Origin of the sequence: Bacillus cereus group sp. RP32 (genome assembly GCF_040459735.1) — a bacterium.
Taxonomy (GTDB): Bacteria; Bacillota; Bacilli; order Bacillales; family Bacillaceae_G; genus Bacillus_A; species Bacillus_A wiedmannii.
Window position 1 is genome coordinate 3539911 of the sequence record NZ_JARVHO010000001.1, and the last position, 14662, is coordinate 3554572.

Consider the following 14662-nt stretch of genomic DNA (forward strand, 5'->3'; position numbering starts at 1 on the left):
TCATTTCACTCTCCCTTCACTTTTACCAATTGTGCCAATCCTTGACCAAATGACCAATTTTCAGCAGATGTCTCATTTAGCGTAATAAAAATATCTGCACTTTTTATACTAGAACATCCAGAAATCCTCAGGGATATCGACTGATATAGATTCATTTTCTGTTTTATCGTTCTTCCCGGTCCGCATGTAATAGAAACATAAATCATATTCTCTGTTCTCTTTTCTCCTCTTTCTAATAAATAATATGGATTATATAAAAAGTGATTTTGTTGATAAGGTAAAAACATTTGAAAAAAATCATTTTCAAGGATGTTAAAATGTTCAATTAATGACAGATGAATACATTCACCTATCTTTTTCAACTCTTCTTTATTTAATATATTTTCATGATAATAAACGTTCACAAAAGGCATACATATTCATTCCTTTTTCCTAATTTAACTTCAACAAGTTTTCATCGTGAAATGTGCAAAATCTCATATACTGTAACACCTTTATTTGTTACCATTTCAGGCTTTTCTTCATAAAAATTAAACTGACTATACCTCCATTTATCTGGATTATAAATGATTACATTTCCTAAACACTTTTCTATATTTTTTACATATTCATTCATAGTTTTTAATTGAGTCTCCCTCAGTGAATTACTTTGAGAAATACTCCCTACATATTCAACAACATACTTACATTTCTTAAAATCATCCTTTAGATTAACAACTAATGGAGCACCTATATTTATTTGTTGCCACCCAAAAGATTGTAAAATATTATCGTAATACCCTTCAAAGATAAATTTGTTCATTCCTTCATGGCCATTCCAAATATATAAAGGTGCATAACAGTTATAGAAATTCCCTTCCATACCTGCCTCAGTAATTAAATATGCTTTGAAATTCAATTCTTGAAAACCATCCGTTTTATGCCCATTATCCTTTACCCTTTTTTTAATAATCTCCATGTCATAATCCTTTGGCAAAATGACCTTATATTGCATTCCAATCATGTTTATCACTCACTTTCTATCTTATATACACAATGATAAACCGGTGATTGACTAACGTAAAATAGGTATAAATTATGTTTGTTATCATTTATAATGATACCGTATAAGGGGCTGTGATAAATGGAAATAAATGATCTTATTATATTCAAAACTGTAGCTAATGAAGGTTCTATTAGTAAAGCTGCTAAAGAGTTAGGATATGTTCAGCCAAACGTAACTGAGCGAATCAAAAAATTAGAACAAGAATTAGAAACTCCTTTACTACATAGAGATAACAAAGGCGTTTCCTTATTACCTTCTGGTGACATTTTATTAGACTACACGAATCAAATATTAACTCTAGTAGAAGAAGCAAAAGATAAAATTAAAACGAATGGTTCTTCTTATATAATCGCGACGTCACAATCTATTTTGACTAATTATGTAAGTAAGCGTATTAAAGAAAATTTCAGGAATTATCAAATATACGTAGAAAATAGCAGTCATTTGCAAAAATTACTGCATCAACAAAAAGTTGATATGGTCATCACTTATGAAGAGGATCCCGACGAAGCTTTTAAAAAAGTATTTACTGCTTCAATTTCTATAGGCTTATTAAAAACGAAACAAACACGTACCATTGACTATTCGAAGGAACTCTTCTTCGTTAGTAATGACAAAAGGTGCCCTTTTAGAAATAAGACGATACAATTTCTAAAAGAAAATAATTTATCTCAGCGTCAACTTCAACAATTAGATTCTTATTCGCTTATGGAAGAGTTTATTCATGATGGAAAAGGAATAGCCTTTTTGCCGATTAGAAATGATACATTGGTACCAATTGAAAATGTTCCAATTGAAAAATTAGCTGTTCATTTTTTTACGAATCAACACTCTTTAAAACAAATCCCTGATGAACTATTTGATTAATAGAATAGCTATAAACTAATTACATACACCAATAAAAATCCCTCCTTTACGAATTTAAAAGAGGGATTTTCATATTCTATACAATTGATTTTTCACACATTTTGCTCCACTTCTGCACTTTTCTCCTTCTTACTCTGTTTCACATTCTTCAGTCTCTTAATCGTGCCAACTAATCCTTTCGGAAAAACTAACAAGACGATAATGTACAATAAACCAAGAATAATTGTCCATCTTTCAAAAATCGGATACGCTGTGGCTAGTTCTGATAAATAATATTTCAGTGATTCAATAATTCCAGCTCCAGCAATTGCTCCAATTAACGTTCCAACACCTCCAATCATTGTCATCAATAATGCATTTAATGTCATTTCAATTGAAAATACAGTCGTATTAACAAAGCGTAGTGTGATAACAAATAAACCACCGCTAATTGTAGCAACTACTCCTGCAACAATACTAGCAATAATTTTATAATGAAGAACTTTATATCCTAATGCTTCAACACGTTGCTCATTTTGTGAAATTGCCTTTAATACTTTTCCAATAGAAGATTTTGTGAAAAGACGTAACAGAATAAAAATGACAATTAAACATATAAGTGTTACATAATAAAACGTAAAACGATCACGGAATAAGTCTGGTACACCAAATGTAAAACCGTCTCCTCCATGAGTGAGTCCACGCCATTTTTCAGCAAGTACGAAAAACAACTGTGAAATAGCAAGTGTTAACATTGCATAAAAATGACTTTTCAGCCGTAACGAAAGCAAACCGATTATATAACTAACAATTACTGAAATGATAATTGCAGCTACTAGCCCTATTAAAAAGTTCGTTATGGATACTCCTTGCCGATCAAATAAAAGTGCTACCCCATACGCTCCTATTCCAAAGAACATACAATGGCCGAACGATACAATTCCTGTATAACCAAGCAATACATCAAAACTCATTGCAAAAATAGCAAAGATGAAGATTTGAGTGAACAAAATTAACAAGCTCCGTGAATCATTTACGAATGGAAATACACTTAAACAAATGAGCATAAATACTCCGAAGTATACTTTAATTCGATTTGATGTGCTGTTCACCATTTCACCCCTTTTCACTAACAAGTCCATTTGGCTTCACTATTAAGAAAAATAGTAACATTAACATATTGATTGCAAGTGATAAATCCGGTATAAAATACGCTGTAAAGGCACCCGCTAATCCGACAATTAAAGATGCGATTGCTGAACCTTGTACGCTTCCTAATCCTCCAATGATTACTACTATGAAAGCTAAAATCGCATACTGCATACCCATCTCGGCGAAAATAACTCCTGAATACGGTGCTAATAAGAAGCCTCCCAACGCTGCCATCCCTGCTCCTAATAAAAAGACGAAAGAAAATATTGCTTTTACGTTAATACCGAGCGCTTGAACCATCTCTTTATCTATTACACCAGCGCGTATCATTAGACCTATCTTTGTTTTTTTGAGCAATAATAGTAAGGCAATGTAAATGATGATCCCAATTAAAATAACGAATAGACGATATTTAATTAATATAACGCCTTCAAATGTATAACTACCTTGTAACCATAACGGTAATTTAGCACCAATTGGATTTGGCCCCCAAAATACTTTAATACATTCACTAAGTACAAGCATTCCTCCAAGCGTCACAAGAAGCTGGCGAACATGATTTCCATATACCGGTCTAATAAGAAATCTTTCTAAAATGAATCCAAGAAACATCCCCATAGCAATTGCTCCAATTAACGCTAATACATAACTACCTGTCATATTAAATAACCAAACACCTGTAAACGCTCCCCAGGCAAATAAACCACCATGTGCGAAGTTTAGAACGCTCATTAAACCGAAAATAAGTGAAAGTCCTGATGCTAATAAAAAAATGAGCATCCCTGTTGAAATCCCATTTACAAATAAATTGATTAACACATCCATCCTTCTCACCTCGGATTCATGTTAAGAGATTCCTAAATATTTGTGACACATTTCCTTATCCTCTTTTAATTCATGCATAAAACCGTTATGAACAATTCTTCCGTTATCCATAATATAAAAGTAATCACCAATTTGACTAGCCATCATAAAGTTTTGTTCAACGAGTAAAACTGTTGTTTTCTCCTTCATTTTCAAAATGGCTATCATTAATTTTTCTATCATAATAGGGGACAAGCCTTTACTCGGCTCATCAATAAGTAATAAACCATCACTATTAATAAATGCTCTTGAAATTGCTAGCATTTGTTTTTGTCCTCCGCTTAAGAGTCCACTTTTTTTGTGCCAAAACTGCTTTAAATCTGGAAATAATTCAAGCATCCACTCAATTTTCTCTTCCGCTTCTTCTCCCTTACCCCTAGCAAGAGCGAATGTTTCTTCTACTGTCAGATCGTGAAAAATACCTTGATTTTCTGGTACATAACCTATTCCTTTCCTTGAAATTAAATGTGTAGATAATCCATTTACTTGTGTACGATCATAATAAATTTCACCATGTGCGATATGGTGAAATCCCATAACCGAACGTAATGTCGTCGTCTTCCCTGCCCCATTTCTTCCAAACAGTACAGTAATCGTTCCTTTCTCAATAGCAAGAGATACCCCTTGTAAAATATGAAACTGATCTAAATACGTCTCTATATTATTCACTTGTAATAGTGCCACTATATAATCCCCCTAAATAAGCACTTTGTACACGCTCATCTTTCATCATTTCTTCAGGCAAACCTTCAGCCAATAACTCTCCATGGAACAAAACGATAAGATGGTCTGATAAACCTAGTACCATATCCATCTTGTGTTCAATTAGTACAATTGTACTTTCTGGATGTTTCTTAATATTTTCAATCACTTGTAAAATAGCCGGTACTTCCTCAACTGATATACCTGCGGTCGGCTCATCAAGTAGTAATACATCCGTTTTTAAAGCTAGTAACATCGCAAGCTCTAACTTTCGTTTTTCCCCATGTGCTAAATCTTTCGCTAATACATGTTCTTTCTCCTGAAGTAATACCGTTTTTAAGAACCGTCTCGCCTCTCCCACTTGTTGTTTAAATTTTGCCGAACTCGGAAAAAAACTATAGTAATCTTGAACAAATGATTGAACACTTAAACGAACATTTTCAAGTACCGTTAACTCCGGGAATATATTTGTAAGTTGAAAAGAACGACCAATTCCTAATCGAGTTCGATCCGAAATTGATAATTTTGTAATCTCTCGTCCTTTAAAATATACTTCACCCTTCGTTGGAGAAATTTGTCCACTAAGTAAATTAAATAACGTTGTCTTTCCTGCACCGTTTGGTCCAATAATGGAAATGAGCTTTCCTTTTTGTACTGTTACATTCACATCTTTAATAACATGATGCTCGCCAAAAGATACGCAAAGATTTTTCGTTTCTAGCAAATGTGTCACGAAATCCCTCCTTTTAAAGCTTTAAGTATGAAAGAAATACGTATAAAGAGGGTGCACGCCCTCTTTATACGTAAACAACAGAAAATTCAGTCTATTTATTTTGAACTGGTGGTTCTGTCTCTTTCATCGTTAATTCTCGCTCTAATACTGGCACCGGATAGTCAACACCATCTTGCTTTTTCAATGTGATAGAATACAGTGTCTGCATCGCTTGGTGATCCTTTTCTCTAAACTTCATCTTTCCTTTCGGTGTATCAAATTCCATTCCTTCCATTTTCTTAATCAACGTATCAACATCTGTATCACCTTTTGTTTTCTTTAAAGCTTCTACAATAGAAATTGCCGCTGACATTCCACCTGCTGTAAATAAATCTGGCACCGCACCATTAAATCGTTTTTTATGTTCTTCCACTAACCAATCATTCACCTTATTTTTCGGGAGTGTATGATAATAAACAGAAAAACCTTGCATTCCTACTAACGCATCCATCGTTTTTAATGCCGGTATATCTGGTGCACCGGTAGAAATTTTAATACCTTGCGCTTCCACATTCATATCTTTCAACTGTTTCCAAGGTGAATTTGCCCCAGCCCAAACGATAAATAAATAATCCGGTTTTGAGCTAATGATATTTTGAATATTTGCAGTGAAGTCAGTCGAATTTGTATCTGCGTATTGCTCGTTTACAATATTTGCCCCTAATTTCTTCGCTCCAGCTTTAAATGCCGCAATTCCCTCACGGCCGTAAGCATTATCTTGTGCTAACGTTGCTATTTTCACATCTTTTTTAGCGATTGCCGCCGCACCAGCGACTGCATCTTGGGAGGAATTTCTACCTGTTCTAAAAATATATTTATTCCAGTTATTCCCAGTAATACTATCAGCTACTGCTGGTTCTACAACCATTATTTTTTCATATTCTTCAGCTAATGGTAAAACCGCTAATGTATCACTTGAACTAGACGATCCGACTAAAAAATCGACTTTCTCTTCTTCTAATAACTTCGTAGCTTTTTTAACCGCTACATCAGCTTTTGTTTCCGTATCTTCTACAACAAACTTAATCTTCTTCCCTTCAACTTTGCCAGTTCCACCAGTTGCATAGTCTAACCCTAATTCAAATCCGTTCATGGTTTGTTTTCCATATGATTCTAATGGACCTGTTAATGAAGCAAGAACACCTACCTTAATCGTCTTGTCACCCTCTGTACTTGTTTTCTTTCCTGAACAAGCTGTCGTTATTAATAACGAACCTAAAACACAACCAGTAGCCATCATTCTTAGCCATTTACGTTTTTTCATCGACATTGTGATCCTCCCCATACTTTACTTTCTGATAGAATCAAACACGCCAAAGTTACCCAACCGTAATTATGACTTTTTCTTTGAATAATATAAACGAGATTGTTAGTATACATGTATCTTCTACGCTTTCAATTAAACACCTTTACAATTTGATATAAATATTTTAACCGCATTCCCACTCTATTAAACTTCTATCCTTTCTAACAAGCATTTTGAGTCTCCAATATTAATTAGCTTTCTTAAAAAATTGAATTCTTTGGAGTAAACCATCTGTAATAATGATATTCCCTTGGCTATCCACATCTATTCCTTGTGGCGAGAAAAACTGCCCTGACATACCATTAAAACTTCCAAAAGACTCTAAAAAATCCCCATTTTCATTATAAATATTCACACGATTATTAGAAGTATCTGTGACATACACCGTATTATTTATATCGATTTCAATTCCTATTGGCAAAAAAAGATCTCCTGGACCCTCTCTCCAATTTTCTAGTGGATCTAAGTTTCCAGCTCCATGATTTGTACCCCATTTTGTAAGAAAATTACCCTCATTATCAAATTTTTGAACCCTATTATTAATCCGATCAACAACATAAACATTATCTTTTGAATCAATTGCTAATTGCATAGGTTGAAAAAACTCTCCCTCTCCACTTCCTTTTCTCCCCCATTCTTTCATATATACAAAGAATGGATTAAATTTTTGAATACGATGATTTTCTGAATCAGCTATAAATATGTTTCCTTTACTATCAATAGCTATTCCAGATGGAAATTGAAAAAAACCTGGTAATACTCCAAATGAACCATATGAAGCAAGCGTTATCCCTGAATTGGTGAATTTTTGGATACGATGATTTACAGAATCAGATACATACACGTTATTGTAACAATCTGTTGCAATTTGTCTTGGAACATAAAACTGTCCCGGAAGACTTCCGTATCCTAGTGATCCACCAGCACCAAATAAACTTCCCCACTTCCCAACAACCTTCCCAGATACATCATATTTCAAAATTCGATGATTAAAGGAATCAGATACAAAAACATTTCCATTCGTGTCTCTTTCGACATCATAAGGTCCTGCATATTGTGTATTTCCATTCCTTTCATTACCTATGGTTTTCTTCATTACCGCTGTTAGGCCTACCTCATTATATAAAAGCACACGATTATTTCCCGTATCCGTTATATAGATATTCCCTTTACCATCCGGAAGAACTTGATTAGGATAAACAAACTGAAAAAAGTTACCTACTGTATATAAAAATTGATCTTTATTTGTAAATTTCATTATCCGATTGTTATATGTATCTGCTACATATAGCGATCCAGATGTTGAGTCAAAATTTATTCCTCTTGGATGGTAGAATTGATATGGGCCTAAACCTGCACTTCCTGTTCCGATTACTCGTTGAAACTCCCCTTTTTTATCAAACACTTGAATACGATTGTTATATGTGTCTGCAATATAGACCTCGTCCTGTTTATTTATCGCGATTCCTTGTGGTAAAGCCATTTCTCCATTCGCCTTTCCATAACTCCCTATTGTTTGAATATACTGCCCATCCGGGCTATATTTTTGAATTCGATGATTGTATTCATCCGTAATATAGTAATTGTTATCGCTATCTACTGCAATTTCCCTAGGAAACGAGAACTGCTCACTTCCTTTACCTTTTGTGCCCCAACTTTTAATAAATTGAAACTCCTCATTAAATTTTTGAATACGATAATTCGCTGTATCCGCAACTAAAATATTACCTTCTTTATCAACAGCAATACCAAATGGCATATTAAACTGTCCCGGACCTTCACCTAAAGTTCCTATAGCATCAACAACTTCTCCATTCTTATCTATTTTCAAAATTCTATTATTCCCCATATCAACAACATACAAAAATCCTTTTGCATCCCTTGCCATCGCCACTGGTGTCCTTAATAACTTAGAAGTATCTAGCTCACTCCCCCATGATTTCACATATTTTACAGCAGAGGCACTCCCTAAAGAAGCAAACATCCCTAGACTCACAGTAACAATGAAAAAACAACATATAATTTTTTTGATAAAATTCATCTTTACTACCACCTAATCACAGTCGCTGCCCACGTATACCCAGTCCCTGCACTAACTACTACTGCAATATCTCCGGCCTGTAATTTCCCCTGTTCATTTGCAAAATGAAGACCAATGCAAGGATCAAGCGCTGACATATGTCCATAATGATCTAAATATACAACTTGTTCTTCTGCTAGCCCTAGCCCCTGTATCAATTCTATTAACATAGAACGTTTTGTATGCAGTGGTAACAATACTTTAATATCTTTAGGAGTAAATCCACTTTTTCTTAACGCCTCCCGAATAACCTTGTCAAAATTAGGAGTTGAAACCCTGTCTAGACGTTCTTTCATACTAATAGGATCTATTACATCAATATAATGCTGTCGATTCTCAACTGTATCGTAGCTCGCAACCTGCTTCGATCCACCTGCTGGAATACGAACATCTTCATGAAATGAACCATCTGTTATAATCGCACTTCCTAATATTTCACCGTTTCTAGCGTCTTTTTTCACTAAAGCTGCACTTCCGCCATCAGCGAAATTAAACATAAAACGCGAGCGTGGATTATCATAATCTACAATTTGAGATTCTTTACATCCACCTACTAATAATATATTTTCAATTGAGTTATCGGAGTAGAGCATATCTTTTGCCACTTTGAGAGCAATAGGAAAGCAAGAACTAACATTCATAATTTCAAAAGCATAAGCATTTTTTAATCCAAGTTCATGCTGAATTTTTGGGGCACTAGACCATACGTGGTAATCTTTATGTGGACTGCCAAAATAAATGACTACATCAATAGATTGAGGATCTACTTGTGATAATATTGGCTTTGCAGCAGCAATAGCTAAATCTGATGCATGCATCGTTTCATCTGCGACATGTTTTTCATATAATCCAAACTTTTCTATAATAATGTGCTCAGGAATACCTGTTTTTTTAGATAGATCTGCAGCCGTCTCTACGTCTTTTGGGAAGAAAACACCAGTCGCTTCAATCCCAATATTCATTAGACTACTCCTCCTTCTTTTGGCACCATCATTGTAGCTACACCTGTTAATACTAAATCTCCTTTTTGGTTATGACACTCCGTTAACAATTTCAAAACTCTCTTTTCTATTATAAATTCTTGTACTGTAGCCGTTGCTGTAATTGTATCTCCTATAAAAACTGGTGCTGTAAATTTAATAGTTTGCTCCATATAAACGGATCCTTTTCCAGGTAAATGAATACCAAGCAATTGCGATAATAGACTAGAAGTTAGTAAACCATGTGCTATTCTTTGATTAAATCTAGTTTTTTTCGCATACTCATGATCAATATGGATTGGATTAAAATCCCCACTTAAACCTGCAAATAATACAAAATCCGTTTCTGTTATTGTTTTACTACATGACGCCTTTTGACCCGTGCTGTACATCGTCATCTCTTCACCTACTTTTCAATTGATTTGCTAACTGTGTTTTTTGAATTTTACCAGTTGCATTTTTAGGCAATTCTTTTAGAAAAACAATCTCTTTCGGTATTTTATATTTTGCTAGAAATAAACGACAATGTTCAATGACTTCCTTTTCAGTTAATACACTGCTACTTTTTTTCACAATAAAGGCGATTGGAGTCTCTCCCCACTTTACATGTTGCCTACCAACGACCGCTACCTCATATACGTCCGAAAGCTTATTAATGACTTGCTCTACTTCAAGTGGATAAATATTTTCACCACCGGAAATTATCATTTCTTTTTTTCTACCGACAATGTATACAAAACCATCTTCATCAACTCTAGCTAAATCTCCCGTATATAACCAACCATCTTGAATCGTTTCTTTTGTTGCATCTGGCCGATTCCAATACTCTTTCATTACATTTGGCCCTCTTATAAGTAACTCTCCAACTTCACCAATCTCAACTTTATTTTTGTTTTCATCAATAAGTATATAATCACAAAACAAAACTGGTTTCCCAATTGAGCCTACTTTACGTCTTGCATCTTCTTCTGAAAGCATAAATACGGTTGGTGATGTTTCAGTCATACCAAAGCCTTGACCAAATAAAAATCCTCTATTTATAAATTCTCTCATCAACTCTTCTGGACACGGAGCACCACCGTTATAAAACCAGCGAACTGATTGCAAATTTGTAGTTCCAAAATTCTCACAATTCATTAATGCTTGATGAATTGTAGGTACTCCCATCACTACAGTCACTTTATGTTTTTCTATCATGGAAAGAGCTGTAGTTGGCTCAAATTTTCTCGGAACAATGATTACACCACCTGCAAATAAAGTTGGAAATGCGAATAAGCCAATCCCACCAATATGAAATAAAGGCAGTAATACAATGGAGCGATCGTGAATAGTTAGATCAATCGCAAATGTATTATTTAGCGCATTCCAAAACATATTTTCTTGTGTAAGTACAGCTCCTTTCGGTTTTCCAGTTGTCCCTGAGGTATAACATATAATAAAGGATGCGCTTTCATTTATCTCTTCAAAGTTATCAATTTTTCTATCTTCTATTTCTTTTAAACTTTTAATCGAAATCACACTTTGTACATACGATACCTTCTGCATTGACAGTGCCATATTTTGAAATGTTTCCTCTACAAATAAAACTGTAGTTCCACTATCCCCTAACTGAAATATAAGTTCATTTTCTGTTAACCGTATATTCAGTGGAACAGCAATACATTCTACTTTTGCTATAGCAAATAAAACCACAATATATTCCAAGCTATTTTGCGATAAAATAGCTATCCTTTCTCCTTTTTGCACATGTAAATCGTAAATTAAATATGCAGCTACTTTATTTACATACTCATGTAACTGTTTATATGTCATTTCCTCCTCATCTGTAATAATGGCAATGCGATCTGGATGTAAATAGGCCCGTTTTTCAATCCAATAAGCAATGCCTTGCATATTTTCCCCACTCCCTTATCTCTTTCTCAATCCTTCAAATATTAATGACATCGCTGCTTCAAATACATCTTCCGGAACATCTTTCTCTTCCCAATACCCCCATCGCATTCCTAGAAATTGCCCAATTGACATAAGACAATACGCAATTGTTTCTTTATCAAGTTGTTTAAACTCCCCCGCTTCCATACCAGCCGATAAACTTTTTAAAAATCCATTTGCGAGCTTTGCATAGTACCATCTATATAAGTTATCATCAACAACTACCGCCTGTTGTACAATGTTATATAGATTAGGACGATCTTTCACCCATCGAAAAAATGCTTGAAAACCTCTTCTTTGTGCCTCTTCGTAACTTGATATCCCCTTCATTTCTTCTTTAATAATTAAGCGTAACTCACGGTTCAATCTGCGAATCAATTCATCAAATATATCTTTTTTAGATGGAAAGTAATTATAGAAAGTTCCGTGCGCTACCTTTGCTTCTTGTGTAATATTCACGATAGAAGCCTCGTAATATCCTTTACTACCAAACACTTCTTCTGCAGCACACAATAATTTCTCTCTTGTTTCTAACCCTTTTGTTGTTAGATTTTTTACATCCATTATTATCTTTTCTGACACCTGAATCACCTCTTAGATTTGATTATAAATATATTTCTGAATTTTACAATTATTATTGTTAGACAAAATCTGCAAGCATTTTTTATACCCCAACAAAGGTTGTCTTCTTTTGACCAGCTATTAATTAGTAAGAATTTTATAACACATCCCTAATCAGAATGAATCAACGCCCCGTCAGTTAACTTTTTATACTTCCCTCCCTCTTATAACACCAAATATATTTAAGCAATATTCCGAAAGTAAATCCATATTTTACAAAAACTAAATATACTAATATAATAGATAAGTGATTATCACTTAAAAGTAACGGATATGAGTGAGAAAATATTGTTTTATATACTTAGGAGGAATCATAATGAATTTTAAACATGTACTTGCAACAGGCTTAATTACCGCCACATTATTCGGTGCAACGAATGCTCATGCACAAACTGAACGTTTCATCGATGTACCAAAAGGGCATTGGTCTGAAGATTCGATTGACCATTTAACTGAACAAAATGTCATGAATGGTTATGGTAACGGAAAATTTGGATTTGGGGACAATGTAACTCGTGGGCAAGTAGCTGCGATTATTTCAAGATACTTAAAACTAGAAAATACCGGATCTACAAGCAAACATTTCTCTGATATTCATGGGCATATGTTCGAAAACAATATTAAAGCAGTTGCTCAAAAAGGAATCATGACAGGGGACAATAGCACTGACAAGTTTAGACCTGATGATACATTAACTCGATATGAAATGGCTGTTATCTTACAAAAAGCGTTTCATTTACCTGTAAAAACAAACGACCTTTTCTATGATGTTCCAAATAATCATTGGGCAACAAACTCTGTTCGTTCATTGTATAGTAATGGTATTACAAACGGAATTGGAAACTATCAATATGGCGGAAAACTGAATGTAACAAGAGAACAATTTGCAAAGTTTATGTATAGTGCAATTAATGTAAGTCCTTATTTTGTTCCTGATTCTATTCCTGCGAAAGATGAGGATAAGTATAAAGAAATTGAGAATATACTAATTGATTCTGGATTTTTCAAACGCTCTTCGGAATATATATATAATAAAAATGGTAAAGACGGATATGATAACATGATGTATTTTTATTTTTCTTCCTCAGATGATAGCGCATATAGAATGTATATTACAAGTGATGATCCGGTATTAAACGAGCCTGTGAAAAAAATCCTAAACACACTACTACCAACTAAAGCAGATTATCTGTACAGTCTAATTAAAAATCCTACTGCAAGCTCTCGAACAATAGAATTAGATGGTCGCAAAGTTGAAATTAGTAGAGGCTCTAATATAAGTGTTTCTCTTGGAAAACGAAAATACTAAAAGAGTGACTATTTAAAATGAATACAAGTATCTATATGCTTATTCACAAAAAATAAAAAGCTGCCACATAAGTCGTTTTCATCAACTTATGTGGCAGCTCCCTTTAATCTTAATTAGAATTAAGTTCCACTTTCTCTAACCCTTCAGCCAATTGTTTCTTATCTAGCCCTTCCCCTATTACTACCAGGTTCGTTGGGAAACCGAAGTCTTGTTCCAGTAAAGTCGGTACCCCGAACGAGTATTGGAATAAGTGAGGATATTTGTCCCCATGAAATTTCACAAAACCTTTTACACGATAAATACTATCTGGTAAATTCGAAAGCCATTCGTATAATTTATCTTGATCAATTGATTTCGTAAATTGATATGTCATCGTTTGTATATGCAAATGCTGTTTTACATGTAGTGTCTCATGTTCCCTATCATTCGTAAGTTCAGCTGCTTCTATGTCTTCTAAAGATATATTACAATATTTTGTTTCAAACAATTTCGCATGATTATTTATTGCTTTCACTTCTTCAATTACTTTGTTCTTATCCGCATCTGTTAGTAAATCTGATTTATTAATTAAAATGTGGCTACCAAACTTCAGTTGCTCATGCAATAATTGCTGAACGTTTGCACTTAATACACTTCGATTTAACCACCTTACTGCATCTAAAACGACGACAATTGATTTCACTTCTAGGAAAGGTGCTAAAATTGGTGATACACACGCATCTAACACTTCAATTGGATGTGCAACACCTGTCGTTTCTATATAAATGACATCTGGTCTTTCTTGCTGATATAACGAATGTAATTGTATTTCAAGCTCTTCTTTTAGCGTACAACAAATACATCCTTTCAGAAGCTCTCTTAAAACATTCTCTTTTCCAATAATATCTGTATCTACCGAGTATTCACCAATTTCATTCATTAATACTGCAACTTTTCTATTCTTCTTTTTCTCCGCTAACAATAAATTTTGTAATAATGTTGATTTTCCACTACCTAAAAAGCCACCTAATATATGAATTTCTACTTTTTTCATTTGATCGACCATCCATTTCT

15 protein-coding genes are annotated in these 14662 nt (G+C 34.1%); 2 read left to right on the forward strand and 13 right to left on the reverse strand.

All coding sequences use genetic code 11. The features are described 5' to 3' along the window. Positions 1–5: 5 nt before the first annotated feature. On the reverse strand, positions 6–413 hold the full coding sequence (locus QCI46_RS18200) for a tautomerase family protein (protein ID WP_327960472.1): 408 nt from the start codon (positions 411–413) through the stop codon (positions 6–8). 41 nt (positions 414–454) lie between these two features. After that, the gene (locus tag QCI46_RS18205) at positions 455–1003 is read right to left on the reverse strand and encodes a DUF4865 family protein (protein ID WP_353841071.1); all 549 of its coding nucleotides are present in this window, start codon (positions 1001–1003) and stop codon (positions 455–457) included. 120 nt (positions 1004–1123) lie between these two features. Here QCI46_RS18205 and QCI46_RS18210 point away from each other — a divergent pair, with 120 nt between their 5' ends. Next, positions 1124–1912, forward strand: coding sequence for a LysR family transcriptional regulator (locus tag QCI46_RS18210; RefSeq protein ID WP_327960470.1), 789 nt, complete (start codon positions 1124–1126; stop codon positions 1910–1912). Between the two features lie 92 nt (positions 1913–2004). Here the strand turns inward: QCI46_RS18210 and QCI46_RS18215 are convergent, their stop codons facing one another. From QCI46_RS18215 to QCI46_RS18260, 10 genes are all read right to left on the reverse strand, one after another. Next, positions 2005–2958 carry a branched-chain amino acid ABC transporter permease gene (locus tag QCI46_RS18215; RefSeq protein ID WP_048561510.1) on the reverse strand — a complete coding sequence of 318 codons (954 nt, stop codon included), beginning with the start codon at positions 2956–2958 and terminating at the stop codon, positions 2005–2007. Between the two features lie 49 nt (positions 2959–3007). Further along, on the reverse strand, positions 3008–3868 hold the full coding sequence (locus QCI46_RS18220) for a branched-chain amino acid ABC transporter permease (RefSeq protein ID WP_000382797.1): 861 nt from the start codon (positions 3866–3868) through the stop codon (positions 3008–3010). Between the two features lie 21 nt (positions 3869–3889). Continuing rightward, entirely contained in the window at positions 3890–4591 is a 702-nt protein-coding gene (locus QCI46_RS18225) for a branched-chain amino acid ABC transporter ATP-binding protein (protein ID WP_353841072.1), read from the reverse strand. Beyond that, a complete protein-coding gene (locus QCI46_RS18230) occupies positions 4569–5342 on the reverse strand; it encodes an ABC transporter ATP-binding protein (protein WP_098088469.1) in 774 nt (257 codons plus the stop codon). The genes QCI46_RS18225 and QCI46_RS18230 overlap by 23 nt, the downstream gene beginning before the upstream one ends. Before the next feature lie 91 nt (positions 5343–5433). Further along, positions 5434–6651 (reverse strand): substrate-binding domain-containing protein, encoded by a 1218-nt coding sequence (locus QCI46_RS18235; RefSeq protein WP_353841073.1) that lies wholly within the window; start codon positions 6649–6651, stop codon positions 5434–5436. 223 nt (positions 6652–6874) lie between these two features. Continuing rightward, positions 6875–8671: a 6-bladed beta-propeller gene (locus QCI46_RS18240; protein WP_353841899.1), complete on the reverse strand. Its 1797-nt coding sequence runs from the start codon at positions 8669–8671 to the stop codon at positions 6875–6877. A gap of 62 nt (positions 8672–8733) precedes the next feature. After that, positions 8734–9729, reverse strand: a complete 996-nt coding sequence (locus tag QCI46_RS18245; RefSeq protein WP_088608632.1) for a 3-oxoacyl-ACP synthase — start codon at positions 9727–9729, stop codon at positions 8734–8736. Continuing rightward, positions 9729–10145: a MaoC family dehydratase gene (locus tag QCI46_RS18250; protein WP_088608633.1), complete on the reverse strand. Its 417-nt coding sequence runs from the start codon at positions 10143–10145 to the stop codon at positions 9729–9731. Before QCI46_RS18250 ends, QCI46_RS18245 begins: the two co-directional genes overlap by 1 nt. A 4-nt stretch (positions 10146–10149) precedes the next feature. Continuing rightward, complete coding sequence (locus tag QCI46_RS18255) at positions 10150–11640, reverse strand: o-succinylbenzoate--CoA ligase (RefSeq protein ID WP_353841074.1); 1491 nt, start codon at positions 11638–11640, stop codon at positions 10150–10152. Between the two features lie 15 nt (positions 11641–11655). Further along, positions 11656–12261, reverse strand: coding sequence for a TetR/AcrR family transcriptional regulator (locus tag QCI46_RS18260; protein WP_001290799.1), 606 nt, complete (start codon positions 12259–12261; stop codon positions 11656–11658). Positions 12262–12616: 355 nt separating this feature from the next. On the opposite strand from QCI46_RS18260, the gene QCI46_RS18265 reads away from it, so the two are divergent. Further along, positions 12617–13609: an S-layer homology domain-containing protein gene (locus QCI46_RS18265; protein WP_088608635.1), complete on the forward strand. Its 993-nt coding sequence runs from the start codon at positions 12617–12619 to the stop codon at positions 13607–13609. A 109-nt stretch (positions 13610–13718) separates the two neighbouring features. Here QCI46_RS18265 and QCI46_RS18270 read toward each other — a convergent pair whose 3' ends face one another. Next, a complete protein-coding gene (locus QCI46_RS18270; RefSeq protein WP_353841075.1) occupies positions 13719–14642 on the reverse strand; it encodes a CobW family GTP-binding protein in 924 nt (307 codons plus the stop codon). Positions 14643–14662: the final 20 nt, after the last annotated feature.

Excerpts from the sequence above, each read along its gene's own strand:
- QCI46_RS18200 (WP_327960472.1), bottom strand. The coding sequence starts at position 413 with ATGCCTTTTGTGAACGTTTATTATCATGAAAATATATTAAATAAAGAA.
- QCI46_RS18205 (WP_353841071.1), bottom strand. The coding sequence starts at position 1,003 with ATGATTGGAATGCAATATAAGGTCATTTTGCCAAAGGATTATGACATG.
- QCI46_RS18210 (WP_327960470.1), top strand. The coding sequence starts at position 1,124 with ATGGAAATAAATGATCTTATTATATTCAAAACTGTAGCTAATGAAGGT.
- QCI46_RS18215 (WP_048561510.1), bottom strand. The coding sequence starts at position 2,958 with ATGCTCATTTGTTTAAGTGTATTTCCATTCGTAAATGATTCACGGAGC.
- QCI46_RS18220 (WP_000382797.1), bottom strand. The coding sequence starts at position 3,868 with ATGGATGTGTTAATCAATTTATTTGTAAATGGGATTTCAACAGGGATG.
- QCI46_RS18235 (WP_353841073.1), bottom strand. The coding sequence starts at position 6,651 with ATGTCGATGAAAAAACGTAAATGGCTAAGAATGATGGCTACTGGTTGT.
- QCI46_RS18240 (WP_353841899.1), bottom strand. The coding sequence starts at position 8,671 with ATGTTTGCTTCTTTAGGGAGTGCCTCTGCTGTAAAATATGTGAAATCA.
- QCI46_RS18245 (WP_088608632.1), bottom strand. The coding sequence starts at position 9,729 with ATGAATATTGGGATTGAAGCGACTGGTGTTTTCTTCCCAAAAGACGTA.
- QCI46_RS18250 (WP_088608633.1), bottom strand. The coding sequence starts at position 10,145 with ATGACGATGTACAGCACGGGTCAAAAGGCGTCATGTAGTAAAACAATA.
- QCI46_RS18255 (WP_353841074.1), bottom strand. The coding sequence starts at position 11,640 with ATGCAAGGCATTGCTTATTGGATTGAAAAACGGGCCTATTTACATCCA.
- QCI46_RS18265 (WP_088608635.1), top strand. The coding sequence starts at position 12,617 with ATGAATTTTAAACATGTACTTGCAACAGGCTTAATTACCGCCACATTA.
- QCI46_RS18270 (WP_353841075.1), bottom strand. The coding sequence starts at position 14,642 with ATGAAAAAAGTAGAAATTCATATATTAGGTGGCTTTTTAGGTAGTGGA.